The sequence below is a fragment of the Bacillus cabrialesii genome (assembly GCF_004124315.2).
Classification (GTDB): domain Bacteria; phylum Bacillota; class Bacilli; order Bacillales; family Bacillaceae; genus Bacillus; species Bacillus cabrialesii.
Genome location: NZ_CP096889.1, coordinates 3,769,336 through 3,793,866, shown reverse-complemented (window position 1 = coordinate 3,793,866; position 24,531 = coordinate 3,769,336). Strand labels below are relative to the sequence as shown.

The 24,531-nt window shown below is 45.6% G+C and carries 24 protein-coding genes, 2 pseudogenes and 2 other annotated features; of the genes and pseudogenes, 18 read left to right on the top strand and 8 right to left on the bottom strand.

Annotated elements, in window-relative coordinates; translation table 11 throughout:
* Positions 1–45 precede the first annotated feature (45 nt).
* A complete protein-coding gene (gene hemQ, locus EFK13_RS19395; protein WP_014115577.1) occupies positions 46–810 on the bottom strand; it encodes a hydrogen peroxide-dependent heme synthase in 765 nt (254 codons plus the stop codon).
* Between the two features lie 269 nt (positions 811–1,079).
* On the opposite strand from hemQ, the gene pta reads away from it, so the two are divergent.
* From pta to EFK13_RS19375, 4 genes are all read left to right on the top strand, one after another.
* Positions 1,080–2,051 carry a phosphate acetyltransferase gene (pta, locus tag EFK13_RS19390; protein ID WP_075748471.1) on the top strand — a complete coding sequence of 324 codons (972 nt, stop codon included), beginning with the start codon at positions 1,080–1,082 and terminating at the stop codon, positions 2,049–2,051.
* A 144-nt stretch (positions 2,052–2,195) separates the two neighbouring features.
* Complete coding sequence (gene cysL / locus EFK13_RS19385; protein ID WP_129507250.1) at positions 2,196–3,095, top strand: cysJI operon transcriptional regulator CysL; 900 nt, start codon at positions 2,196–2,198, stop codon at positions 3,093–3,095.
* Positions 3,096–3,142: 47 nt separating this feature from the next.
* Entirely contained in the window at positions 3,143–3,988 is an 846-nt protein-coding gene (gene lipL / locus EFK13_RS19380) for an octanoyl-[GcvH]:protein N-octanoyltransferase (RefSeq protein ID WP_129507251.1), read from the top strand.
* Positions 3,989–4,159: 171 nt separating this feature from the next.
* The gene (locus tag EFK13_RS19375; protein ID WP_129507252.1) at positions 4,160–5,050 is read left to right on the top strand and encodes a carboxylate/amino acid/amine transporter; all 891 of its coding nucleotides are present in this window, start codon (positions 4,160–4,162) and stop codon (positions 5,048–5,050) included.
* A gap of 142 nt (positions 5,051–5,192) precedes the next feature.
* Here the strand turns inward: EFK13_RS19375 and rsfA are convergent, their stop codons facing one another.
* Positions 5,193–5,972, bottom strand: a complete 780-nt coding sequence (gene rsfA / locus EFK13_RS19370) for a prespore-specific transcription regulator RsfA (protein WP_129507253.1) — start codon at positions 5,970–5,972, stop codon at positions 5,193–5,195.
* 214 nt (positions 5,973–6,186) lie between these two features.
* On the opposite strand from rsfA, the gene EFK13_RS19365 reads away from it, so the two are divergent.
* The 8 genes and pseudogenes from EFK13_RS19365 (at position 6,187) to EFK13_RS19330 (ending at position 13,690) form a co-directional block, all read left to right on the top strand.
* Positions 6,187–6,411: a YuzB family protein gene (locus EFK13_RS19365; protein WP_003222050.1), complete on the top strand. Its 225-nt coding sequence runs from the start codon at positions 6,187–6,189 to the stop codon at positions 6,409–6,411.
* A 160-nt stretch (positions 6,412–6,571) separates the two neighbouring features.
* On the top strand, positions 6,572–7,873 hold the full coding sequence (locus EFK13_RS19360) for an HD domain-containing protein (protein ID WP_064815931.1): 1,302 nt from the start codon (positions 6,572–6,574) through the stop codon (positions 7,871–7,873).
* A 35-nt stretch (positions 7,874–7,908) separates the two neighbouring features.
* Positions 7,909–8,409, top strand: a complete 501-nt coding sequence (locus EFK13_RS19355) for a YwgA family protein (RefSeq protein WP_003222046.1) — start codon at positions 7,909–7,911, stop codon at positions 8,407–8,409.
* Positions 8,410–8,520: 111 nt separating this feature from the next.
* The gene (locus EFK13_RS19350) at positions 8,521–8,994 is read left to right on the top strand and encodes an Rrf2 family transcriptional regulator (RefSeq protein WP_129507254.1); all 474 of its coding nucleotides are present in this window, start codon (positions 8,521–8,523) and stop codon (positions 8,992–8,994) included.
* Positions 8,991–10,400, top strand: a complete 1,410-nt coding sequence (locus EFK13_RS19345; RefSeq protein WP_129507280.1) for an MFS transporter — start codon at positions 8,991–8,993, stop codon at positions 10,398–10,400. Before EFK13_RS19350 ends, EFK13_RS19345 begins: the two co-directional genes overlap by 4 nt.
* A gap of 71 nt (positions 10,401–10,471) precedes the next feature.
* A pseudogene (locus EFK13_RS19340) lies at positions 10,472–10,658 on the top strand (hypothetical protein).
* Between the two features lie 49 nt (positions 10,659–10,707).
* Positions 10,708–10,931: a binding site (T-box leader), on the top strand.
* Positions 10,932–10,961: 30 nt separating this feature from the next.
* Positions 10,962–11,181: a binding site (T-box leader), on the top strand.
* A gap of 53 nt (positions 11,182–11,234) precedes the next feature.
* Entirely contained in the window at positions 11,235–13,151 is a 1,917-nt protein-coding gene (gene thrS, locus EFK13_RS19335) for a threonine--tRNA ligase (RefSeq protein ID WP_129507255.1), read from the top strand.
* A 119-nt stretch (positions 13,152–13,270) separates the two neighbouring features.
* Positions 13,271–13,690 (top strand): MarR family transcriptional regulator, encoded by a 420-nt coding sequence (locus EFK13_RS19330; RefSeq protein WP_129507256.1) that lies wholly within the window; start codon positions 13,271–13,273, stop codon positions 13,688–13,690.
* 41 nt (positions 13,691–13,731) lie between these two features.
* Here EFK13_RS19330 and thmT read toward each other — a convergent pair whose 3' ends face one another.
* On the bottom strand, positions 13,732–13,920 hold the full coding sequence (gene thmT, locus EFK13_RS19325) for a 2-hydroxymuconate tautomerase (RefSeq protein ID WP_003222038.1): 189 nt from the start codon (positions 13,918–13,920) through the stop codon (positions 13,732–13,734).
* Between the two features lie 108 nt (positions 13,921–14,028).
* On the opposite strand from thmT, the gene EFK13_RS19320 reads away from it, so the two are divergent.
* From EFK13_RS19320 to EFK13_RS19310, 3 genes are all read left to right on the top strand, one after another.
* Positions 14,029–14,688 carry a site-2 protease family protein gene (locus EFK13_RS19320; RefSeq protein WP_129507257.1) on the top strand — a complete coding sequence of 220 codons (660 nt, stop codon included), beginning with the start codon at positions 14,029–14,031 and terminating at the stop codon, positions 14,686–14,688.
* 12 nt (positions 14,689–14,700) lie between these two features.
* Positions 14,701–15,219, top strand: a complete 519-nt coding sequence (locus tag EFK13_RS19315; RefSeq protein WP_129507258.1) for a YwhD family protein — start codon at positions 14,701–14,703, stop codon at positions 15,217–15,219.
* A 135-nt stretch (positions 15,220–15,354) separates the two neighbouring features.
* A complete protein-coding gene (locus EFK13_RS19310; RefSeq protein ID WP_240034933.1) occupies positions 15,355–15,792 on the top strand; it encodes a hypothetical protein in 438 nt (145 codons plus the stop codon).
* A gap of 27 nt (positions 15,793–15,819) precedes the next feature.
* Here the strand turns inward: EFK13_RS19310 and EFK13_RS19305 are convergent, their stop codons facing one another.
* On the bottom strand, positions 15,820–17,895 hold the full coding sequence (locus EFK13_RS19305; RefSeq protein ID WP_129507259.1) for a transglycosylase domain-containing protein: 2,076 nt from the start codon (positions 17,893–17,895) through the stop codon (positions 15,820–15,822).
* A 201-nt stretch (positions 17,896–18,096) separates the two neighbouring features.
* Here EFK13_RS19305 and speE point away from each other — a divergent pair, with 201 nt between their 5' ends.
* Both speE and speB read left to right on the top strand, forming a co-directional pair.
* On the top strand, positions 18,097–18,927 hold the full coding sequence (gene speE / locus EFK13_RS19300; RefSeq protein WP_129507260.1) for a spermidine synthase: 831 nt from the start codon (positions 18,097–18,099) through the stop codon (positions 18,925–18,927).
* Between the two features lie 60 nt (positions 18,928–18,987).
* The gene (gene speB, locus EFK13_RS19295) at positions 18,988–19,860 is read left to right on the top strand and encodes an agmatinase (RefSeq protein WP_064815950.1); all 873 of its coding nucleotides are present in this window, start codon (positions 18,988–18,990) and stop codon (positions 19,858–19,860) included.
* A gap of 57 nt (positions 19,861–19,917) precedes the next feature.
* On the opposite strand, the gene EFK13_RS19290 is transcribed toward speB, so the two are convergent.
* The 4 genes and pseudogenes from EFK13_RS19290 to EFK13_RS19275 form a co-directional block, all read right to left on the bottom strand.
* Positions 19,918–21,068, bottom strand: a protein-coding gene (locus EFK13_RS19290; protein ID WP_248894257.1) for an IS3 family transposase whose coding sequence is annotated in 2 segments (ribosomal slippage) — positions 19,918–20,795 and positions 20,795–21,068 — 1,152 coding nt in all. Because the reading frame shifts where the segments join, the coding sequence is not laid out codon by codon here.
* 137 nt (positions 21,069–21,205) lie between these two features.
* Positions 21,206–21,613, bottom strand: a pseudogene (locus EFK13_RS19285) (YbaK/EbsC family protein).
* A gap of 79 nt (positions 21,614–21,692) precedes the next feature.
* Complete coding sequence (locus EFK13_RS19280; protein WP_129507282.1) at positions 21,693–21,812, bottom strand: PhrC/PhrF family phosphatase-inhibitory pheromone; 120 nt, start codon at positions 21,810–21,812, stop codon at positions 21,693–21,695.
* Positions 21,796–22,941: a response regulator aspartate phosphatase gene (locus EFK13_RS19275; protein ID WP_129507283.1), complete on the bottom strand. Its 1,146-nt coding sequence runs from the start codon at positions 22,939–22,941 to the stop codon at positions 21,796–21,798. The genes EFK13_RS19280 and EFK13_RS19275 overlap by 17 nt, the downstream gene beginning before the upstream one ends.
* Positions 22,942–23,169: 228 nt before the next feature.
* On the opposite strand from EFK13_RS19275, the gene EFK13_RS19270 reads away from it, so the two are divergent.
* The gene (locus EFK13_RS19270; protein ID WP_129507284.1) at positions 23,170–24,525 is read left to right on the top strand and encodes a YncE family protein; all 1,356 of its coding nucleotides are present in this window, start codon (positions 23,170–23,172) and stop codon (positions 24,523–24,525) included.
* Positions 24,526–24,531: the final 6 nt, after the last annotated feature.

The window sequence follows — 24,531 nt, the reverse complement described above, 5'->3', positions numbered from 1 at the left end:
TAAAGGGAGATTTAAAAACTCCCGCCTGATAGGGCGGGAGAGATATTATACATATAGGAATTGAGGAAGTGTATCAAGCGAAAGCCGGTTGCCGACAAAGAATGAACCGAATTCGCCGTAGCGGGCGCTGACTTCGTCAAAACGCATTTCATACACAAGTTTTTTGAATTGAAGCACGTCATCACTGAATAATGTCACGCCCCACTCGTAATCGTCAAAGCCGACGGAGCCGGTGATGATCTGTTTGACTTTGCCGGCATAGCTGCGGCCGATTAAGCCGTGGCTTCTCATCAAGTTTCTGCGTTCTTCCATTGAAAGCATGTACCAGTTGTCGTTTCCGGATCTTCTTTTATCCATAGGATAGAAGCATACATATTTTGATTCAGGCAGTTCAGGGTAAAGACGGGCACGCACATGCGGATTTTCGTAAGGGTCGCCGTCGCCGCTTGCCAAGTAGTTGCTCAGCTCTACCACTGATACGTAGGAGTATGCCGGAATGGTGAACTCAGCAAGTCTTGATTTGTTGAATTCGAGCTCGATTTGATTTAATTCTTCCATAGTAGGACGAAGAATCATCAGCATGAAATCAGCTTTTTGGCCGACGATGCTGTAAAGGGTCTGCGATCCTTTTCCTTCTTTTTGGGCTACGCCCCATTTTTCAAGCAAACCTGTGAATTCATGTATGATAGATTGGCGCTCATCACTGGACAGCAGCTTCCAGGAAGTCCAGTCCATTGTGCGGAAATCATGAAGCGCATACCAGCCGTCAAGCGTTTTTGCCGCTTCGTTTGTCATTTGCTGTTCACTCATTTATCTTCACTCCTATTATCTTTTCATGATTGCCTTCACTATACCATAGTTTATCCGATTCTACTGTGGAGAAACCTTGAACATCCCTTCCGTATAACTCCATAAAAATAAGAGAAGATATAAGGAAAGAATGAGTCACTTAAATTAGTTAGAAAAATAAGATTTTTTAATGAAAGCGCTATAATAAAAGTTGGCTGTTTGAATTTGATTGGAAGAAGAGTATGCTAGTAAAAGAAAGCGTTTTTGTAACTTTTTGAGGAGGTTTTATTGTGGCAGATTTATTTTCAACAGTGCAAGAAAAAGTAGCTGGAAAAGACGTTAAAATTGTATTTCCTGAAGGCTTAGACGAGCGTATTTTAGAAGCCGTCAGCAAGCTTGCAGGAAACAAAGTGCTGAATCCGATTGTGGTCGGCAATGAAAATGAGATCCAAGCAAAAGCAAAAGAACTAAACCTGACGCTGGACGGCGTTAAGATTTATGATCCTCATACATATGAAGGCATGGAAGACCTTGTACAAGCATTCGTAGAACGCCGCAAAGGCAAAGCGACAGAAGAACAGGCTCGTAAAGCGCTATTAGACGAGAACTACTTCGGTACAATGCTGGTGTATAAAGGCCTTGCAGACGGACTTGTAAGCGGAGCGGCTCACTCAACAGCCGACACTGTCCGCCCGGCTCTTCAAATCATCAAAACAAAAGAAGGCGTGAAAAAGACTTCCGGCGTATTCATCATGGCGCGAGGAGAAGAGCAATACGTATTCGCGGATTGCGCGATCAACATTGCGCCTGACAGCCAAGATCTTGCCGAGATTGCGATCGAAAGTGCCAATACGGCAAAAATGTTCGACATTGAGCCTCGCGTTGCAATGCTCAGCTTCTCTACAAAAGGCTCCGCAAAATCTGATGAAACAGAAAAAGTAGCGGATGCTGTGAAAATCGCGAAAGAAAAAGCGCCTGAACTGACACTTGACGGCGAATTCCAATTCGATGCTGCATTTGTTCCTTCTGTAGCTGAGAAAAAAGCGCCGGATTCTGAGATCAAAGGGGACGCTAATGTATTCGTATTCCCAAGCCTTGAAGCAGGAAACATCGGCTATAAAATCGCTCAGCGTTTAGGCAACTTTGAAGCGGTAGGGCCAATCCTGCAAGGCTTAAATATGCCTGTAAACGACCTTTCAAGAGGATGTAACGCTGAAGATGTTTACAACCTTGCATTAATTACAGCTGTACAAGCACTGTAATCAAAATGAAGACTGGCAGCTCTCTTCCGGAGGGCTGCCTTTTTTGCGTCTCCGTATACCCTTCTTTACCAAGACAGATGATATGAGTACAATAAAGAAAACTGATGATAACGATATCATTGATTAATGACAGGGGTGGGGTTTTTGTATTACGACGTGCTGAAAACGTTTATAGCGGTAGTAGAAGAAAAAAACTTCACAAAAGCGGCGGAAAAGCTGATGATCTCCCAGCCCAGCGTCAGTCTGCATATCAAAAATCTGGAGAAAGAATTTCAAACGGCTCTCCTGAACCGGTCGCCAAAACACTTTACGACAACGCCGACAGGAGATATTTTGTATCAAAGAGCAAAGCAAATGGTATTTCTCTACGAGCAAGCCAAGGCAGAAATCTATGCGCATCACCACTATGTGAAAGGCGAATTGAAAATAGCCGCCAGCTTTACGATCGGAGAGTATATTCTTCCGCCGCTTTTGGCCCAGCTGCAAAAGCTGTATCCAGAGCTGAACCTCGATGTGATGATTGGCAATACGGAGGAGGTCAGCGAGCGTGTGCGGATGCTTCAGGCTGATATCGGACTGATTGAGGGACATACGAATGAGAATGAATTGGAAATTGAGCCGTTCATGGAGGATGAAATGTGCATCGCCGCGCCGAATCAGCACCCGCTGGCCGGACAGAGAGATATCTCGATCAGCGATTTGCAAAACGAGGCGTGGGTGACAAGAGAGAAAGGCTCTGGGACGAGAGAATATCTCGATCATGTGCTCAGCTCAAACGGACTGCGGCCGAAGTCGATGTTCACCATCAGCAGCAATCAAGGGGTTAAAGAAGCGGTGATAAGCGGCATGGGCTTGTCTGTCCTGTCCAGAAGCGTGCTGCATAAGGATTTGATCCACCGTGAAATTTCAATTCTCCATATAAAAGATTTCTCGTTAAAGCGCAAGCTGTCTTACATTCATTCTCCGCTCATGGAGAATACCAAGAATAAAGAAATTTTTATTACGATGCTGAAAAGCAATTATCAATCACAGCGGCTGAAATGATATAATAGTTTTCGTTCATAAGCCTAACATGAAAGGGTTTTACATAGATGGCAAACCAACCGATTGATTTACTGATGCAGCCGACATGGAGAGTCATTGACCAATCCAGCCTCGGCCCTTTATTTGATGCGAAGCAATCCTTCGCAATGGACGATACGCTGTGCATGTCCGTCGGAAAAGGCGTGTCGCCGGCGACAGCGCGCTCATGGGTGCACCACAATACAATTGTCCTTGGAATACAGGATAGCCGTCTCCCGTTTTTGCAGGATGGGATCTCCTTGCTGGAAAACGAAGGATACCGTGTAATTGTACGCAATTCCGGCGGTCTTGCCGTTGTTTTGGATGAGGGCGTTTTGAATATCTCTCTCATATTCGAGGACGAAAAGAAAGGCATCGACATAGACAAAGGATATGAAGCGATGGTTGAGCTGATGAGACGGATGCTAACGCCGTACAACGCAAAGATCGAAGCCTATGAAATTGAAGGGTCTTATTGTCCTGGCAGCTATGACCTCAGTATAGACGGCAAAAAATTCGCCGGTATCTCTCAAAGACGCGTTCGCGGCGGAGTCGCTGTGCAGATTTATCTTTGCGCGGATAAAAGCGGCAGTGAAAGGGCCGACTTGATCAGACGATTCTACCAAGCGGCGCTGAAGGACAAACGAAACGATAAAAAAGGCGTCTATCCGGAGATTCGTCCGGAAACGATGGCGTCCTTAAGCGAGCTTTTGCAAACAGATATCTCCGTACAAGACCTAATGTTCGCATTATTGACGGAACTAAAAGCGTTAAGCACCCATCTTTATTCAGCAGGACTGTCCACTGATGAGGAAATGGAATTTGAGAAAAACCTCGTCCGGATGGCTGAGCGGAATGCAAAGGTATTTGGGTAAACGTTCCTCGCATGCCAGCCGTATCCGGCAGGCATGCATTTTTTATTTTAAGCGGCATTTTATCCCTCAACAATCTTATTTTCAGATAAATCCTTCTTACATCCGGATAACTTTTGCAAACAGAAAAACGATAAAATGACATCAGCATCCATATACAAAGGGGAGAGGCAGATGAAAGGGAATGTGTACAGCCTGTTTGTGCTGATCGCGGCTATTTTCTGGGGAACCACGGGAACCGTTCAGACGATGGCTCCGGAAAACTCCACACCGCTCGCGTTCGGAGCGTTCAGGTTATTAATAGGAGGAAGCGCCATGCTGCTTGCGGTCTGGATCAGCCGGGAGCTTCACGTGAAAAATTGGTCATGGCCGCTCGTGTTATCGGCAGCGATTTGTATGGCGTGTTACCAGCCGCTGTTTTTCTCAGCCGTAAAAGAAACGGGAATCGCGGTGGGAACTGTGATTGCGATCGGCAGTGCGCCTATCATTGCCGGGAGCATGGAGTGGGCCGTATTGAAAAAACGCCCGCGGAACGCATGGTGGATCGCGACTGTATTGGCTCTAGCGGGTTGCTGGCTCCTGTTTTCCGATGGTTCAAATATTCGGATTAATCTGGCTGGCGTTCTAATGGCGCTTGGAGCGGGTGCTTCTTTCGCAGGCTATACGCTAATCAGTAAATCGATGATGAAGACCCAGCCTCCGCGAGCGACTTCCGCCGTTGTCTTTATGATCAGCGCCATCTTGCTGACGCCGCTTTTATGGCAGTCTGATATCTCGTGGATCTTGACCCCAAGAGGACTGGGAACGAGTCTTTACATTGGTCTAATTGCAACATGCGCCGCATACTTTTTGTTTGCGAAAGGGCTATCCGGGATTCCTGCCTCGGCGGCCGTCACGCTGTCTTTAGCTGAACCGCTGACGGCCTCATTGCTGGGCGTTTTTTTCATAGGGGAAATGCTGTCACTTTCCTCTTGGCTCGGCATTGTGCTTATGATGCTCGGGCTTCTGGTCATTTCCGCTGCGCCCCGTAAACAAAAAACTGCTGAGGCAGCTCACATGTCTTGATAGATTCGCATAAGCTTGGCCTTATTTTACAAGAATAGCGGAACAGCAGCAAAATGATAAAATCCTCTTTTCTAAATGGGAAAGGGGATTTTGTACATGGTGAAAATCCCAAAACAGCAGCTCGTTTTGGGATTTTTCTAAGTTATTCCGCTAATTTTTCTAAATTGCCGTTCCGGTCCATTTTGAAGGACGGAGAGGCGTGTTCATCTTCTTCAAATAAAACTAGCTTTCTGGCTCTATTCATAATTTTTACCAATGTTTCATAATCTTCTTGGATCGTTTTTTGGTCTTTTTCAAGCTTTTGTACTTCTGTCTCAAGCTGTTCTATTTTGCTTTGAAATTCCTGATTTTCTTTCTTTAAACGCTCATTTTCCATTTTCAATGCCGATGATTGCTCGTTATTGCCTTCGTAATTCTGCAGGAAGCGGATCACATCATTCATCGTCATCTCAGGCGCAGCTGTAGGTGTTTGAGGAGACAATAAGTGTGATAGACTAGCTAACTCTTCCTTAAAGCTTTCATCCACAAAAGGCATATGTTCGCCTGACATTAAAGGCTGCTGTTCATGTTCGACAGATGGGGCATCCGTTGTAACCGGCTCCTCTGCAGCGGTTTCTTGAATGATTTCAGGATCGACCGCAGGAGGCTGATATAATAGTCTTTTTTTGGCTGGCTGCCCGTTTCCGAGCGCTCGCATCCTTTGTTTTCGCTGTTTTTTCGCAAGCTGAAGCGCTTTTTCATATTGATGGCGGACGACCGCGTTCCATCTGAATCCGCAGGCTGCGGATGTCCGGTTTAATTTATCGCCGACTTCTTCAAAGGCGTTCAGCTGAGTGCTGCCCTCCCTCACATGCCGAAGCACTGTTTCGGCTAAAAGCAGATCGTTTTCCTCTGACCAAGCGTCTTGTCGCTGTTTTGTCATTTATCTCAACTCCCATTTTTCTTTTCGTGGTATTAGAATGTCCAGTTTGGAAAATATTTATACAAGTTGGCTGAAAGAATAGGAGATACGAAGGATGGAGCGGCTTGCAGGAACAGTCGAATCCTTGTAAAATGAAGAGTGATGTGATTTTTTTTGAAAAGCGATTTTAGGTTATTCACATAGATGAACATAGAAATGAAGGGAAGCGTACGTCATGGCTAATGAATTTCGAGTGTGTGATGATTGCCAAGCCACTAATATCAAAACATTGCTGCCGCGTTTAAAAGAAGTGGACCCGGACGCAAAGGTTGAGGTAGGATGCCAATCTTATTGCGGGCCCGGACGGAAAAAATCATTTGCTTTTGTGAACAATCGTCCGCTGTCAGCTCCGACAGAGGATGAGCTGATTGACAAAGTAAAAAAGAAAATAAAAAAGTAAAAACCTATTTTTCATAGCCTCGGCCTTCAGGCCAGGCTTTTTTGCTTCGCATGATGTGATTATCGCGAAGATGGAACAAATCGCCGGGCAAATTCAAGGATGTTTTCAAAGAATAGAGTCGATATAATAGAAACACGGCTAAAAAAAAGAGGGAATGACGATGGCGTATCCAAATGGAAAATTATCAGAAGAAAAAGTGTTTAAAGATCCGGTGCACCGCTATGTTCATGTTCGGGACAAGCTGATATGGGATTTGATCGGTACCCGCGAATTTCAGCGTCTCCGCAGAATTAAGCAGCTCGGCACGACGTATTTGACGTTCCATGGCGCTGAGCACAGCCGGTTCAATCATTCTCTCGGTGTCTATGAAATTGTCAGGAGAATGGTTGATGACGTCTTTAAAGGCCGCCCTGAATGGGATGACAGTGAGCGCGAACTCTGTTTGGCCGCGGCGCTGCTTCATGATCTCGGGCACGGGCCGTTTTCGCATTCATTTGAAAAAGTCTTTCACCTTGACCATGAAGATTTTACAAGAGATATCATCCTGGGAGACACGGAGGTCAATCAGGTGCTCAGAAAAGTGAGCCCTAGTTTCCCGCAGGATGTTGCTGAAGTCATTGCCAAAACATATAAAAACAAGCAAGTGGTCAGCCTGATCTCGAGTCAGATAGACGCGGACCGCATGGATTACCTGCAGCGCGACGCTTATTATACGGGCGTCAGCTACGGCCATTTTGATATGGAGCGGATTCTTCGGGTGATGCGCCCGCGCGAGGATCAGATCGTCATTAAAGAAAGCGGGATGCATGCTGTCGAAGACTATATCATGAGCCGCTATCAAATGTACTGGCAGGTGTATTTCCATCCTGTGACAAGAAGCGCGGAGGTCATATTAACGAAGATTCTTCACAGGGCGAAGCAGCTGCACGATGAAGGCTATGTCTTCACTCACGCTCCGGTTCATTTCTATTCTATTTTTGAAGGGAAATTGACACTGGAGGATTATGTAAAGCTGGATGAATCTATTATTTTGTATTACTTCCAGGCCTGGGAGGATGAAGAAGACGCGATTTTATCCGATTTGTGCCGCAGATTCATTAACCGCCAGCTGTTCCAATACGTTGAATTCAATCCGAATGAAGAAATGTCGGCTTATTTTGAGCTGACTTCATTGTTCAAAGAGGCGGGAATCGATCCGAGTTATTATTTGGTCGTCGATTCTTCTTCAGACCTGCCATACGATTTTTACCGTCCGGGAGAGGAAGAGGAGCGTCTGCCGATTCATCTCTTGACGCAAAACGGCCAAATTAAAGAGCTGTCCAGACAGTCGGCTATTGTGGAATCGATCTCCGGAAAGCGGCGGACGGACCACAAGCTTTATTATCCGAAGGACCTGATTTGTGACGGCTCTGAACATCCGGAAGCGAAAATGAAAATCCGGCAGCTGCTGGGACTGACATAGAAATTGGAAAGAAGGAAAAAGGAGATGTCGGGATTTTGTTGAAAGAACATGCAAAACTGATGAAGGTGTTCTCGGATTCTGGAGAAATCATCGGGCGGAAGAAGCTGCAGAAAATGATTTATATCGCAAAGAAAATGCAGTTTCCTTTCTATGAGAAATATGATTTTCACTTTTACGGACCGTATTCAGAGGAACTGACGCTCCAGATTGAAGAGCTGTGCAACCTTGGATTTCTGCATGAGGTGAAGGAAAAAAAGGGCGGCTACTTTCAATACCGTTATTCGCTGACTGAGACAGGCTCCGCGTTTTTAGACCATGCTGATCTGGATATGCCGGATATCAAAGGCTATATCGACAGTGTAAACAGCCGTTCATCTCGGTTTTTAGAGCTGGTTTCCACGATCCTTTATTTTGATGGGCTTGAGGCCGAGGAAAAGAAAGAAAAAGTCTTTACGATTAAAAGCAAGCAAAAATATACAAATGAAGAATATGACGAAGCGCTTCAATACATAGAGGAACTGAAGCAGATTTGTTAACCATACTAAGCAAAAGAAATGATCCGTTTCTTTTGCTTTTTTTATTGACATAAGCTTCTAAGGGATATATTGTGGATAATAGTTATCTATAATGAATCAGGAGTGAATAGGATGAAAATGAAATCAGGGATGGAGCAGGCGGTTTCTGTGCTGCTATTGTTGTCACGGCTGCCCGTACAGTCTTCTTTAACGTCAGAGGCAATCAGCCAGCGTTTACGCGTGTCTCCGTCTTATTTGAAGAAGCTGATGAGAACGTTGGTACAGGCCGGTTTGGCAGAATCCATACCGGGGACGAAGGGCGGTTTTACCCTTACGAAGCCTTTGACGGATATCACACTCTATGATGTTTATCAGGCGGTGGAAGGCAGAGGTTCGATGTATCAGGGAAAAGGCCTCCTGCAATCCGTATTCGAGGGTGAAAGCAGCTGTGTGCTGGAGACAGTCATGGGGGAAATCGAGGATAAATGGGCCAATCTCATGAGAGAAGAATCCTTGCAGCAAGTCATGGACAGAGTCGGGGAACTATATGATCTTGAAAAAATAGATGATTGGGTAAACGAGCAAATGAAAGGGCAATTGCAATGAAAAACAGCGGATCTTTACACAAAACAGATTCATCAACAGGAATATCCGTACTGATCGTGCTCGCTCTTGGTTTTCTCATGGCTACTCTTGATGTAACCGTTGTGAATGTGGCGATGGCTGATATGAAAAGCGCTCTTTCGATGTCACTTTCAGGTGTGACGTGGGTTGTGGACGGGTACATCCTTACTTTTGCGTCGCTTCTGCTGGCAGGCGGGGCCTTGGCAGACCGCTTCGGCTCGAAGGCGATATATATACTGGGCTTGGCTGTTTTTGTCCTGGCCTCCTGCCTATGCGCCGCATCCATTAACGGCCAGATGCTGATTGCCGGACGTCTCATGCAGGGAATTGGCGCGGCTTTGTTTATGCCAAGCTCACTCAGCCTTTTGGCGGCCTCTTACCCAGATGAGCGGGTGCGGGCGCGCATGTTTGGATTGTGGGCCGCTCTTGTTTCCGCCGCTTCAGGCCTTGGGCCCTTTATCGGCGGTGTGCTGGTACAGGCGGCAGGCTGGCAGAGTATTTTTCTGATCAATGTGCCGTTAGGGGCTGCTGCGCTCATTTCAGCTTACCGAATACTCGTCCGCGTGCCGGGAAAAAGCAACCGTGTGAACATCACAGGGCATATGCTCGGAATGGCGGCTCTCGGGTTTCTTTCCTTTGCCTTGATACAGGGGCCTTCTGCGGGCTGGCGCTCGCCCGTAATTCTTGGTGCATTCGCGGCGGCGGTTTTGGCATTAGTGCTGTTCTTGCTGCGGGAAATCTCTGCCGAAACATCGATTCTGCCAGCGTCCTTATATAAAAACGGGCGATTCTCAGCTGCTCAATTCGTCGGGTTTTTGCTGAATTTTTCCCTTTTCGGCGGCATGTTTATGCTGAGCCTTTTTTTGCAGGAAGCACGAGGCGCAAGCTCCTTTATGGCCGGTGTTGAGCTGCTGCCGATGATGGCGGTCTTTGTGATCGGCAATCTGCTGTTTGCCCGTCTGGCGAATCGTTTTGAAGCCGGACAGCTTATGTTTGTGTCAATGGCGGTCAGCTGTATCATGGCATTGCTGTTGTTTGTGCTTGTTTCTCCTGATTTTCCTTATTGGCAGCTGGCGGCCTTGATGTCTGTTATGAACCTTGGCACCGGCATTACAGTTCCTGCCATGACAACTGTCATCATGCAGGCTGCCGGACAAAAGCATGCGAATATCGCCGGCGCGGCTTTGAATGCCAACAGGCAAATCGGAGCCTTAGTCGGCGTAGCGGTTTCCGGGGTGATCATTCATCTGTCCGCCACTTGGTACGCCGGTGCCGGATTTACGTTTTTGATGATGGGAGCGGCGTACAGCCTCGCCGCATTGCTTGTATGGCTGTTTCTGGCTGCCCATAACGGGACTGCTGCGCCAGAAAAAAATATAAATCACTGATTGCGCTTTGTGGGAATATATAGTAAGATATAAAAAATTATTGAAACAACAGGCACTGATAAGGACATGAGATGCTTTTTACGGTTTCCAGAGAGGGAAGAACAGCTGAGATCTTCCTAACGCAGGGAAAGCAGCTTACCGCCTTTGAGCCGTATCGGGGAACTATAAGTATCTGATACCGTCATGCTGCGTTACAGCACCTTAAAGCCGAGATACACCATATGTGTTGATTGGGAATTTGGGTGGAACCACGGATGATAAACACATTCGTCCCTTTTACAGGGATGGATGTGTTTTTTTTATTTGAATACATGCGAAGAAAAGGACATGAATGATCGTTACGGCTTTCAGAGAGGGAGGAAAAGGTGAGAGCTTCCCAGCTTAGGATGATCATTTACCGCCTTGGAGCAGCATTGGGGAACTAAAAGTATCCAATGCCGTCTATGCTGCGTTATAGCACCGAGCCGATAAACAGAGCGTTTGTCGGGAATTTGGGTGGAACCACGGGTAAATCACACACTCGTCCCTTTTTGAGGGATGGGTGTGTTTTTTTATATTTAAATACATGCGAAGAAAAGGACATGAATGATCGTTACGGTTTTCAGAGAGGGAGGAAAAGGTGAGAGCTTCCCAGCTTAGGACGATTATTTACCGCCTTGGAGCAGCATTGGGGAACTAAAAGTATCCAATGCCGTCTGCTGCGTTACAGCACCGAGCCGACAAATAGCGTTTGTCGGGAACTTGGGTGGAACCACGGGTAAATCACACACTCGTCCCTTACAGCGGGACGGGTGTGTTTTTTTATATACAACAATAATGAAGGAGTGTTTAAAAATGAGTAAACATGTACACATTCAGCTTCAAGACGGACAGATTAATGAATATCCGAAAGGTATCACAATCAAAGAAGCAGCTGGCTCTATCAGTTCCAGCCTGCAAAAGAAGGCGGCTGCGGGACGGGTCAATGGCAGGCTCGTTGATCTCAGCTTCAAGCTGGAGGAGGATGCTGAGCTTTCGATTATCACACTTGATTCACAAGAAGGCCTGCAGGTGCTTCGCCACACATCAGCGCACGTGCTGGCTCAAGCGGTGAAACGGCTGTACGGCGAAGTGTCATTGGGAGTGGGTCCTGTGATAGAAGACGGCTTCTACTATGATATGAAACTGGAGCAAAGCTTGACATCTGGAGACTTAGAGGCCATCGAAAAAGAAATGAAGAACATTATCAACGAGAATCTGGAAATCAAACGAATTGAGGTTTCTTACGAAGAGGCAAAAGCGCTGTTTGCTGAAAAAGGCGAGCCGTTTAAGCTGGAGATTTTGAACGATATACCGCGCGAGGAGGCTATCACGCTGTACCAGCAGGGAGAATTCGTTGACCTGTGCCGCGGGCCGCATCTTCCTTCTACAGGAATGATCAAGGCCTTCAAACTGACAAGAGTATCAGGCGCGTATTGGCGCGGAGACAGCGAAAATGAAGTCCTGCAGCGGGTGTACGGGGTTGCGTTTCAAAAGAAAAAAGATCTCGATGCGCATCTGCATATGCTGCAAGAGGCGGCAAAACGAGACCATCGCAAGCTGGGCAAACAATTAGAGCTGTTTATGTTTTCTGAGGAAGCGCCGGGGATGCCGTTTTATTTGCCAAAAGGGCAGATTGTCCGCAATGAGCTGGAACGCTTCTCGCGTGAGCTGCAAACAAAGGCCGGCTACGATGAGGTGCGTACGCCGTTTATGATGAATCAGCGGTTATGGGAGCAGTCAGGCCACTGGGATCATTATCGCGACAATATGTATTTTTCAGAAGTTGATGATACAAGATTCGCAATGAAGCCGATGAATTGCCCGGGCCACATGCTCATCTTTAAAAACAGCCTTTATTCTTATCGGGATCTGCCGATTCGCATGGCGGAATTCGGCCAGGTGCATCGCCATGAATACAGCGGTGCTTTAAATGGAATGCTTCGCGTCCGTACGTTTTGCCAGGATGATGCCCATATCTTTGTTCGGGAGGATCAGATTGAGAGTGAGATCAAAGAAGCGATTCGGCTGATTGATGAGGTATATCGTACATTCGGATTCGACTATTCGGTTGAGCTTTCGACTCGTCCTGAGGACTCATTAGGCGATGACAGCCTTTGGGAAGCATCGGAACGTGCCTTGGCACACGTTCTTGAGGAGCTTGGCCTGTCTTATGAGGTGAATGAAGGCGATGGGGCGTTTTACGGGCCGAAAATTGATTTTCACATAAAAGATGCCTTGAAACGGAGCCATCAATGCGCGACAATTCAGCTTGATTTTCAAATGCCTGAAAAATTTGATTTAACATATATCAATGAACACAATGAGAAGGTTCGTCCTGTTGTCATACACAGAGCGGTATACGGCTCAATCGACCGTTTCTTCGGGATTTTGATCGAGCATTTCGGCGGGGCTTTCCCAGTCTGGCTCGCACCAATCCAGGTTCAAATCATACCGGTATCGCATGTTCACTTGGACTATTGCAGAAAGGTGCAGGCAGAGCTGAAGCAGCTGGGGATGAGAGCCGGCATTGATGAGCGCAATGAGAAGCTCGGCTACAAAATCAGAGAGTCGCAGGTGCAGAAAATCCCGTACGTGCTGGTTCTTGGAGATCATGAAGAGCAGGAAGGTGCGGTAAACGTCCGGCAATTCGGAATTCAGCAGAGTGAACACGTTCCTTTCCAGACTTTTAAAGATAAACTTGTCAAACAGGTGAAAAATCGAAGTATCTAGGAGAAAAGCGTTGAATTCTCATTTTGCTTTTTTGACTTTCCCTATCCGTAATCAGTAAAATAATAAGTAAATCATATCGTTCGTATGTTATGAATGCATCTCGAAATGGGGAAATTGACATGGACCATGACAAACTGGAAGCAAATTTGCTTGATCACGCACTTACAAAATATTTAAAAAGCACGAAGCAAATAGATGAAGCCACCGTTCCGAAACACGTGAATAATGTAAGAGGATTTATTCTGCGGATCATATACAGACATGGGAGCTGCACCATAAAGGATATTCTGAAGGAGGTCACACTGTCTCCCTCTGCCACAACCACCGCTCTGAATCATTTAGAGCAGGAGGGGTTTATTGAGAGATCCAGAAATAACAATGACCGCCGCACTGTATGGATTACGCTTTCTGATTCGGGCCGGGGAGTGGCTGAACAAATGATCGAAAACCGCCAGCAGCTGATTGACGGCATGTTTGAGCGTTTGACAGCCGAAGAGAAAAAGGCATTATTAGCGATTATTGCGAAGCTGACCCAATAGGGATAGAAAAAGCCGGTGCGCGTAGCGCCGGCTTATAGAGATTATTCCATATCGCTCAGGCGTTTGCCTGCGACGGCATAATGGTCTTTTCTCATTTCTTCTATAAACACAACAATTTTTTCTTCAGAAGCACCGGTTGTTTCCTTTACGGCTTCTGTTACTTTCTCGACAAGATTGCGTTTTTGCTCGTCTGTACGGCCTTCGAGCATTTTGACGGTTACGTATGGCATGGGTGCTGAATCCTCCTTTATCTCGTTTCCTCTCTTTAGAAAAAGAGGCTTCTTATAGTATACTGAATAAAGTAAATTCTTGCATTTTGAGAAAGAGGGATATCTCACTTGGACCGTTTTTTATACTATCCATTATCTTTAATGCCATACCTCGTCATCACGTTAATTGTGTCGTTTACGATGCACGAGCTTGCCCATGCTTATGTCGCATACAAATTCGGTGACGATACGGCGAAAAAACAAGGAAGGCTGACGCTGAATCCCATTAAACACCTTGATCCGTTCGGAACCATTTTGATTCTGGTGGCCGGCTTCGGGTGGGCGCGCCCTATTCCCGTTAATCGCCGCTTCTTTAAGAAACCGCGGCTTGCGGGTGTGCTCGTATCCATCGCCGGGCCTGTCAGTAACCTGATTCTTGCGTTTATCGGTTTCTTTTTGTTAGTGTTGATGCATGCATACGGAATGGAGATGCTTGCGGCGTTCAGCACGGGGCTGGATCAGTTTTTTTCCATTTGGATACAGCTGAATCTTGTCTTGTTTTTATTTAATCTGCTGCCGCTTCCTCCGCTCGATGGCTATCGAATTATTGAAGATCTCGTTCCGCCGGGGGTGCGTGCCAAGATGACGCAGGCGGAGAGCTACGGCTTTATCGTCTTTTTGGTTCTGTTTGTGACACCGCTCGGATCTTACGTGCTTTGGCCGCTGCTCAATGCCGGAAGAGATCGGATTTTACAGCTGTTTTCAGCGATATTTCAACCGCTTTTGTAGGAGGTAGAACTCATGGAAGAAAAAAAGAAAAAATCAATCGGATTCAATATTATCAAAAGTGATCCGACAGACGGACATGGCGGTTTCGGCGTAGGGGCGCTCAGCCTTGATAACATTTCTCCCGTATTCGTCGATGTAGAGGAAAAAGAAGCGTTCGTTGATATCGGCGCCATGCACGCCCGCAGCACCGTTGAAAAAGGAATTAAATTTCTGCCGAATAAAGAAGAAGTTCCAAACGGAAAACCGTACTGGCTTGTGTGGGTGACGATTGACAGAAAAGAAGAGGGGCCTTATTACGCCGGTGTGACAGCCTGTGAAATGACGGTTGACAGAAGCATTAGAAGAGGCTACAAATCGCTGCCTGAGCATGTGAATCTGATGGATAAATCCATGAAGCGGAAAATTATCGTCGATAAAATGGACGACAGCTCGAAGCGCGTGCTCGGCGAGTTTCTGAAAAAACACGATCAAGGCGTATGGGACCGATCCTCAGATGAATTAAAAACAGGCCTGCTTCCGGAAGACAATTAATTTGTGAACTTTATGTGAACTTTTAGAATATTTGAGCTATTTTTCGTGCACATTGAGTAAACTGGTGATACAGAAATAGGACATGGAAAATCCCGAGCCGAAACAAGACTCGGGGTTTTTCATTTTTAGGGGGATATGATGTACGAAACCATTCGAGTCGGAGACTGGGTGATAAAAGCCGACGTAGAAGAAACGAGAAAGCAGTATGAGAAAGATATAGAGGATATGTGTGAATGCGGTAACTGTCTGAACTACTATGAGGCAGTGAATGAACTGCCGGTTGAAAAATTTCATGTCTTAGAAGGTTTAGGTCTCATTCCGTCCAAATGTACAGATATTAATTATCATGGGATTAAAGATAATCTGCACTTTTATATAGCCAGTTATTTTATAGTAGGCCGTATTGTAGAAGGAAAACAAGAATTGAACCCGGAAAGGATTGATTTGTCGTGGCATATTTCATTTTCAGAGCCTCGGCACCAAATTTACATTCCTAAGGGTTTCCCAAAACCAATTATTCAGCTCGATTGTGTTACGCTTCTTCCATGGGTCATTGACGAACCATACGAATAACCCGGCCTCCGAGGAGCCGGGTTATTTTCAATGATTCCGCCCCAGCCATTTATCCCACCACTTTTTTGGGGAAGCCGGCTTTTCTTTGGCTGGAAGCCGGTCTTTTGTTTGTTTAGCGGGTTCCGCCCCGTAGCAGACGTTTGCCGGCTCTGTGCCTTTCACAAAATACGTGTAATGCTTGGCTGCACAACCGGGGCCGGATGAGTAGCCTGTTTTCGGATCAATGTACACGCCGGTTACGCCTTTTGGCGGTTTGAACGCCATTTCCGGTTCTCCTTTGAGCGCATCCTCCATGAAGTCCGCCCAAATTGTTTTGGCGTAGCTTTTTTCTTCGACCGAGTCGATCGTGCTGTTTTTGTCATAGCCCGTCCAAACACCTGCGGCCAGCTTCGGATTGAAGCCGATCATCCAGCTGTCTGCGCTGGTGGTTCCTGATTTTCCCGCGTACGTCCTTGTCAAGCGATTGGCGATTGTCCGTCCGGTTACCGACGTATAGCCGTTTAAATCCGTATCAAACATGCCTGTCATCATACTCGCTGTGACAAAGGCGGCTTTTTCATCAAGCACTTGTTTATGCTGATTCGGGTTTTCATACAGCGCATGTCCCGCCGCGTCCGTGACCCTTGAGATAAAAGTCGGTTCGATTTTCTTTCCGCCATTTGCGAGCATGGCGTAGGCGTTGACCATCTCAATCGGGCGCACGGGTTCAGTGCCGAGCGCCAGGGACGGCAGCGCTTGAAGATGGGCGGTGATGCCGAATTCCTTTGCCGCCTGAACGAGTTTGTTCGTGCCTAGAAAAAGATGTGTTTTTACAGCGTAAATGTTGTCGGAAAGCGCCAGCGCCTGCAGAAGCGTTATCGGTTTATTGGCGTAGTATCCGTTATAGTTGCTTGGAGAATAGGTTTCTCCCTTTGCATCAATTTGAAACTCGGTTTCTTCGCTTTTCATCAAGGTGACAGGCGTGAATCCGCTCTGAATCGCTTTATAATACAGCAAAGGCTTGATCGTCGAAGCGGGCTGGCGCTTAGCCTGTGTCGTCCGGTCAAACGGGCTTTTTTGATAATCCCTGCCGCCGACAAGGGCGAGAACGTTTCCTGTGCGGGGATCAATGGCTGAAAACCCGACTTGAATGTCAGAGCCGGCGTTAACCGTTTCGGTAATGGTCTCCTCGGCGATGCGCTGCATCCGTTTATCTACTGTTGTGTAGACATTTAACCCGCTCGTTTCAATTTGCTCCCGCGTCATGCCGAGCGTTTTCTCCAGCTCTTTCATGGCATTGTCATAGAAGTAAGGAGCCTTTCTCTTGGAAACTTGTTTATTCAAGGGCTGATAGGAAAGAGGTTCTTTGATGAGCTCATCCGCTTTCTTTTGGCTGATCATCCGCTGCTTTTCCATCATCCGCACAATCGTTTTCTGGCGCTCCTTGGCCTTCGTTTCATTGACATACGGCGAATAGCCGGATGGGCCTTTCGGAATTCCCGCCAAAAGCGCCGCCTCCGCATCCGTCAGGTTTTTCGCATGCTTGCCGAAATACAGGCGGGAAGCGGCTTCAATACCGTAGGCACCGTGGCCGTAATAAATCGTATTTAAATAGCCTTCTAATATCTCGTCCTTAGAATAGTTTTGTTCCAGACGGATCGTGTAGAATGCCTCATTCCATTTCCGTTTCCACGTTTTATCGTGTTCAAGGTATAAGTTTCTCGCATATTGCTGGGTGATGGTGCTTGCGCCTTGAACCTTGGCAAATGCTTTCAGATCAGCAAGCGCCGCGCCTGCCATGCGTTTATAGTCAAAGCCATGGTGATCGTAGAAATTCTGGTCTTCAACCGCCACTGTCGCTTTTACAATCGTCGGATTCATGTCCTTTAAGGGGACCCAATAGCGCTTTTCTCCGTAATTCGTTTCTCCGAGCTTTGAGCCGTCATTCGCGTACAAAATCGTGGATTGCGGCACTTGCACCGAGGGAGCGCCTTGGTATTTGGCTATCAAAATGACAGTCATAAACACAGCCGCCGCCGCTAAGGCCGCCAAAGCCCCTAAAAAGATAAAGGCGCGAACGGTTTTCAGCGTCAGTCTCAGCCGTTTATTTGTCATTGCGTCCACAACGGGTTCCCCCTTTTTTTATGTTTCTACTATTATGAGAAAAAAAGATCGTTTTTAAACATCAGAGAACGGGACGCATCTTTACTTTTTCCCCGCCATCCTCTATACTTTTTCCTTAGGTGAAAATGAGATTTCAACCGAGAATAAAAGCTGAAAAGACGCTTACAATAAATAAATACAGCCTTGAAAGGGAGATGACAATTGAGCGAACTTTGGTACACAGAGAAGCAGACGAAAAACTTTGGCATTACATTGAAGGTTAATAAAACGTTACATACAGAACAAACGGAGTTTCAGCATTTAGAAATGGTGGAAACAGAAGAGTTCGGCAACATGCTGTTTTTGGACGGCATGGTCATGACATCTGAAAAAGACGAATTCGTATATCACGAAATGGTGGCGCATGTCCCGCTATTCACGCACCCAAATCCGGAGCACGTTCTTGTTGTAGGCGGCGGTGACGGCGGCGTCATCAGAGAAATCCTGAAGCATCCGAGCGTGAAAAAAGCGACTCTTGTTGATATTGACGGCAAGGTCATCGAATACTCTAAAAAGTTCCTTCCTTCTATCGCAGGCAAACTGGACGATCCGCGCGTTGACGTTCAGGTGGATGACGGATTTATGCACATTGCGAAATCTGAAAATCAATATGACGTGATTATGGTAGATTCAACTGAACCTGTCGGACCGGCTGTAAACCTGTTTACAAAAGGATTCTACGCGGGAATCGCGAAGGCGCTGAAAGATGACGGCATTTTCGTCGCTCAGACGGACAACCCATGGTTTACGCCGGAATTAATCACAAATGTACAGCGCGACGTGAAGGAAATCTTCCCGATTACGAAGCTGTATACTGCTAACATTCCAACATACCCAAGCGGTTTGTGGACATTTACAATCGGCTCGAAAAAATATGATCCGCTCGCAGTGGAAGACAGCCGTTTCTTCGATATTGATACGAAATATTACACAAAAGATATTCATAAAGCGGCGTTTGTTCTGCCGAAATTTGTGAGTGACCTGATTAAATAATGATCTTATGGCGCAGGAGCGAATCTTGCGCTTTTTTACAGGAAAGCGAGGGTATTACAGATGAGATTTGATGAAGCTTATTCAGGAAAAGTATTTATCGCGAGCCGTCCAGAGTGGGAAGGGGCGGACGCCATCCTTTACGGCATGCCGATGGACTGGACGGTCAGCTATCGTCCGGGCTCACGCTTTGGCCCGAACAGAATTCGCGAGGTGTCAATCGGCCTTGAAGAATACAGCCCGTATTTAGACCGTGATCTGGCCGACCTGAACTTCTTTGACGCCGGCGACATTCCGCTGCCGTTCGGTAATCCGCAGAGAAGCCTTGATATGATTGAGGAATACGTGGACAGCATCTTGGAAAAAGGGAAATTCCCAATGGGCATGGGCGGGGAGCATCTCGTGTCATGGCCTGTCATTAAAGCGATGTACAAGAAATATCCAGACCTTGCGATTATCCATTTTGACGCACATACAGATCTTCGCGTCGATTATGAGGGAGAACCGCTTTCTCATTCTACGCCGATCCGCAAAGCGGCAGAATTAATCGGGCCGCAAAATGTATATTCATTCGGAATTCGTTCCGGCATGAAAGAAGAGTTTGAATGGGCGAAGGAAAACGGCATGCACATCTCAAAATTTGAAGTGCTTGAACCGCTGAAGGAAGTTCTTCCGAAGCTCGCGGGACGTCCGGTTTATGTCACAATCGATATTGACGTACTAGACCCTGCGCACGCCCCGGGAACTGGAACGGTGGACGCAGGCGGCATCACGTCTAAAGAACTGCTTGCATCCGTCCATGAAATCGCGCGTTCAGAGGTGAACGTGAAGGGCGCTGACTTAGTAGAAGTCGCGCCGGTGTACGACCACTCAGAACAAACGGCAAACACAGCCAGCAAAATCATCCGTGAGATGCTGCTTGGGTTTGTGAAATAAAAAACATCCAGACGTTGGGACTGACCCCCGTTTTTGAGACAGGGATCAAAACACCTTTTAAACAGCCAATTGCCGATAGTTTATCGGTGATTGGTTGTTTAGTTTCGTTTGAATACGAATATTGTTATAATAATGAATGTATTCTGTGACAGTGCGTTCTACGATGGCGGTCGTAGTTCGATCAATGCTGTTAAGATAGAACGTTTCAGACTTTAGTAAGGAATGAAACGATTCGATGGAGGCATTATCAGCGGGCGTCCCTTTGCGGGACATGCTCATGATAATGCCTTTTGTGTTAACAGCTTTTTGATACTCGTAGGATGTATACACAGAACCTTGGTCGCTATGTAACACGCAGTTCTCAGGCAATGTTGGCAGCTGCTCAAGTGTGTCTAAGACAAAGTCTGTGTCCTGCTTATCGCCAATCGTATAAGCAATCACTTCTCCATTGTATAAATCTAATATACTGGAAAGGTACAATTGTTTCTGTCCATAAGGCAAATATGTGATGTCCGTTACTAGTTTTTCAAGAGGGCGATCAGACTGAAAGTTCCGATCCAATATATTATCGACTACGGCATATGGCTGCCCATTCTTCTTACGCTTTTTCACCTTAACCCGGCACTGCCACTGATTTTTCTGCATAATACGTTGAACCGTTTTATGGTTGATACGCATTCCCTTTTTTAAAATGGCTGTGATTTTCCGATATCCATATCGATACTTGTGCTCTCGGCACAACGTACCGATTTGTTTTTCCAAATGTCGCTTGGGATGATCCTTCATCCGATTCTTCTTCCAACGATAATAAGACGCTCGAGAGATACCTAAATGAATACAGATATCCTGCACGGTCATTGTGCTGCACAATACTTCTACAAGTTCGACTGACGTTTCGCTATCAACTTCCTTTCCAATTCGTTGTACTTTTTTAACACTTCATTCTGTTGTCTCAGGTAACGGTTCTCTGCCTGCAGTTTCTCTAATTCGGAAGAATACTCTGGACCTTTTCCGTAAGTGTATTGCTTTCCAACAGGCTGTTCGAATCGATGTGTATCACCAGCCTTGTACCATCTAACCCATGTCTGAATCTGTGTCTTATTCTTAATATTCAACTCCTGCATGATCTCTTTCATAGGTACGCCTGCCAATCTCATTTCTACAGCCTTCTGTTTCACTTCAACCGGATAACTCACTCTTGTCCCCATAGAAAAAACACCCCCAAGTCTAATTTCGGATAACAATCATCCGTTTTCAAACTTGAAGGTGTTTTTATTTGTCTCATCTTATGGGGTCAGTCCCGTTGTCTGGATGTTTTTTATTCCCAGCCTTTCCGAACATCAACTCATTTTTTCAATGTCAGTTCAATAGCAGAGTTTCTGCTGCACGTGCCCGGAAAAACAGTTTCAAACCGCTTCACCGATACATCAAGACAAATTTCCAGATCATGAGCCAATCCAAACGGGCATACGCCTCCAGTTTCAAGACCTGTATGCTTCAGCACCTAGTCAGGAGAGAGCATTCTTGCTTTAAAGTCAAAACTATTTGTTGTCAATCTTGGCATCGCCGGCGGCCACAATCAGAATCGCCTGATCTCCTTCTCTTCTGAAGGACAGCGTCTTAGCAACCTCGCCGGAGTCACGCCGATCGTCTCAGCGGCCTGTTCAACTGTCGCGCATGATGTTTCAAACGCCATGGCATCCTGTTCCCGATTCCACTGTTCAAAGTGGGTTTTCACACGACCCAGAGACATAATACTGGCCATCCTCTCCCACGACAAGGCATGGAAGACTGGCAAGAGGGGAGAAAAAAACCGCCGAAAGTCGGCGGTTTTAGATCATGGCGCGTTGTGCAACATCAAAATGTTCTGTTGATGAATTTGATACTTCGATTGTGATAAATACAGCACTCACAGCTAAACAAGCGAGTAATAATTTATACTTCCATTTCATATAAATTCACCCCCCCTTGAATGTGCTGTCTTGCTTCTTCAACCTTTAAAAAGTAATGAGATGCTTTTTTGTAATTTTCCTGTTGATGATAATATTTAGCTACATCAAGTGCGAAGTCTTCAATATCAGCATACATCATTTTACTTTCAAGGAAAACAAAACATTTTTCTATTCGTTCCTCATCCGGTCCAGACAAGTATAAAGATTCCAAAAATTCAAACTCTGTTAAGTACACAGTATCTCCCGCAGCTGCTGAATATTCTTTTCCTTTTTTATGATATTCACAAGCGTTATCCATCTTACCTAATTTAAAATAAATTTGTGTAATTAGGAAAAAAGCTTGTGGCAGAGAAGGGAGCATTTTAGATCTTTCAAATACTCGAATAGATTTTTTTACATACTCTATCGCTGATTCAAAACTGTTTTGGTTTTGTTTGCAGAGCGCTATGTTATAAAGCGTCCTTCCCATTAATTGCGGCTGCTGCTCTGCCTCGGCAAGTGTAAAGGCTTTTTGAAAATGAGCAATTGCTTTCTCATATTGTTTTAAATCCAAAAAGTTGGCTCCGAATAAGGACTGGCATTGAATCATTCTAATATCATATGTAGTCTGTTCACTGTATATTTCGAATGCTTGCCGTGCATAGTCCATCGAGACATAAGTTTGTTTCATATAGTAATAGACTTCTGACATTTTGAAAAAGAATTCAGCTTTATCAATTTTGTCTTTTACAAAAATCAGTTTGCTCTCTGCTTTCTTAAAAAATTGAATGGCTAATACATATTCACGGCGATCCAGCTCATACATGCCCCTGAAGAAATTAAAGTAATAATCAAGGACTCCAGTTAAACGAGCCTGTTTTTTATCAATCTCAAGCAGTAAATCAGACAATCTCGGCTGTTCCTCGATCCGCATTTTTTCCAGCGGTTCAAGATACTCAAGCATCAGGTTGTGCCGAAATTCCATCAGTGAATAGTACAAATGAAGATCTTGGTCTTCTTCCATTTGATCCAGCTCTTGTTTGATTTCTCTTCGCAAATATTCTGCATCGGGTATGCTGAATCGGCGTATGTACATATACCATTCGTTAATCTTTTCTCCGACGGAAGAAGAAGATATGACACCTGTCACGTTTGCAAATCCCTCCCTTCATTATTCTATATATGTCATATTTTATCATCATCATTCTTGTGAGAAGCGCAAAAAAACCGCAATGTTTTCTTTCGTTACACCGCATATCGGAGGGGATTTTTTCAAAACCCGCTTTTACCCTCGGCAATTTGTACAAGCAAACAGATTCACCTTCCATATTCTGTTGTATCTGCGTGAGCAGTGTATTTCTGAAAAGGAAGTGAAGGTATGAGAAAAAATAAGCTTTCCTTTAAAGAAAAAGCAAAAGCCGCACAAGAAGAATGTTTATGTTTTTGCGAGGAAGAAGCCAGCCGTGAAGCAATGTTTCAAGCGCCGATTGAATTGCCTGAGGGGTTTGTCGTTGATCCGGCTGAAGCTGTTGCAAACGTGGCTTGGAATGCAGACAGCCTTTCTTGTGTCATTGAACGCTGCTTAATTGAGACGGGGCCTGAGCCCGATGCAATCGATGTTCAATTCGCAGTACGCCTGCAGGGAACCGTTACGCTTCTTGTCAGCGTCTCACCTGTGCGAAATCAATATGGACAAGGGAACGGGGCTGTTTCTGTCATTCACAGTGCAGAGATCGATCAAGTTGTTTATTATTCTGATGAACCGGATGATTGCCCGGATTTCAGTGATATCACGATTGAGAACCTTGTTGTTGTTCCGCCGTTTTACGGCAGTCCTTTATCGGTGACGGGGACGATTGTGCTTGTACCGGAGCCGGAGCCCGTTTATGCGTTTACAGCGAATCCAAATGATCAATCAGTTTCTGTTATTGATACAAACACCCATACTGTTGTGACAACGATTGCTCTTCCGTACCGGCCGACAGGTATTGAAATAACTCCGGATGGAAGCGCTGTGTTTGTCTTGCATTTTAACAATAATATGATTTCTGTCATCGATTATGACACATTAACGGTAACAGCAACCATTATACTCGATCAGCCGCCACAATCGATCAAATTTATCCCTAATCATGAATTTGCTTATGTTCTCGGCGATACTGTGATTTATGTGATTGGAATTGATACGTTAGTTGTGGATAGGTCGATTCCTGTGGAAGGGTTTGATTTTGCAATTGATCCCAATGGGTTATTCGCCTATGTTCTTAATTTTGGTTTAGTGCAAAAAGTGGACCTATTCACCGGTGAAGTCACAGGAACGATTGAACGAGAGCTTATCGTATCATCCATAGAAACAGATTCTCCGGAGCGGTATGCGTATGTCTTAGAACAAGAATTCTTATTCAATTATTTGACGGTTATTGACTTAAATACGTTTACGATCAGCGATACCCAAGAACTGGAGCCTGACGGCCAATATAGAATGTTTACGAGCGGAACAGATGTATATTTACATGACAGCTTCACTGGCAATTTGTATTTTGTAAGTCCGAATGGTGCAGGCGTTATAGGAAATGTTCCACAATCGGCAAGAGACTTTGCGTTTACTCCGAATGGCGAATTTCTGTATGCAACTCATTTTTTAGAGCAGAACATTACTGTTTACAACACGGATGATTATTCTGTGGAAACTGTGATATCTCTTGGGGTTTCACCGGGCGCCATTACGATTTAACCAACT

What these genes read in the sequence shown, in the direction of transcription:
- thmT (WP_003222038.1), bottom strand. Translation starts at nt 13,920, where the DNA reads ATGCCATACGTAACCGTCAAAATGCTCGAAGGCCGTACAGACGAGCAA.
- EFK13_RS19330 (WP_129507256.1), top strand. Translation starts at nt 13,271, where the DNA reads ATGGACCATGACAAACTGGAAGCAAATTTGCTTGATCACGCACTTACA.
- EFK13_RS19345 (WP_129507280.1), top strand. Translation starts at nt 8,991, where the DNA reads ATGAAAAACAGCGGATCTTTACACAAAACAGATTCATCAACAGGAATA.
- EFK13_RS19375 (WP_129507252.1), top strand. Translation starts at nt 4,160, where the DNA reads ATGAAAGGGAATGTGTACAGCCTGTTTGTGCTGATCGCGGCTATTTTC.
- EFK13_RS19280 (WP_129507282.1), bottom strand. Translation starts at nt 21,812, where the DNA reads ATGAAATGGAAGTATAAATTATTACTCGCTTGTTTAGCTGTGAGTGCT.
- EFK13_RS19315 (WP_129507258.1), top strand. Translation starts at nt 14,701, where the DNA reads ATGGAAGAAAAAAAGAAAAAATCAATCGGATTCAATATTATCAAAAGT.
- EFK13_RS19365 (WP_003222050.1), top strand. Translation starts at nt 6,187, where the DNA reads ATGGCTAATGAATTTCGAGTGTGTGATGATTGCCAAGCCACTAATATC.
- EFK13_RS19350 (WP_129507254.1), top strand. Translation starts at nt 8,521, where the DNA reads ATGAAAATGAAATCAGGGATGGAGCAGGCGGTTTCTGTGCTGCTATTG.
- lipL (WP_129507251.1), top strand. Translation starts at nt 3,143, where the DNA reads ATGGCAAACCAACCGATTGATTTACTGATGCAGCCGACATGGAGAGTC.
- rsfA (WP_129507253.1), bottom strand. Translation starts at nt 5,972, where the DNA reads ATGACAAAACAGCGACAAGACGCTTGGTCAGAGGAAAACGATCTGCTT.
- thrS (WP_129507255.1), top strand. Translation starts at nt 11,235, where the DNA reads ATGAGTAAACATGTACACATTCAGCTTCAAGACGGACAGATTAATGAA.
- EFK13_RS19310 (WP_240034933.1), top strand. Translation starts at nt 15,355, where the DNA reads ATGATGTACGAAACCATTCGAGTCGGAGACTGGGTGATAAAAGCCGAC.
- EFK13_RS19270 (WP_129507284.1), top strand. Translation starts at nt 23,170, where the DNA reads ATGAGAAAAAATAAGCTTTCCTTTAAAGAAAAAGCAAAAGCCGCACAA.
- hemQ (WP_014115577.1), bottom strand. Translation starts at nt 810, where the DNA reads ATGAGTGAACAGCAAATGACAAACGAAGCGGCAAAAACGCTTGACGGC.
- speB (WP_064815950.1), top strand. Translation starts at nt 18,988, where the DNA reads ATGAGATTTGATGAAGCTTATTCAGGAAAAGTATTTATCGCGAGCCGT.
- EFK13_RS19360 (WP_064815931.1), top strand. Translation starts at nt 6,572, where the DNA reads ATGGCGTATCCAAATGGAAAATTATCAGAAGAAAAAGTGTTTAAAGAT.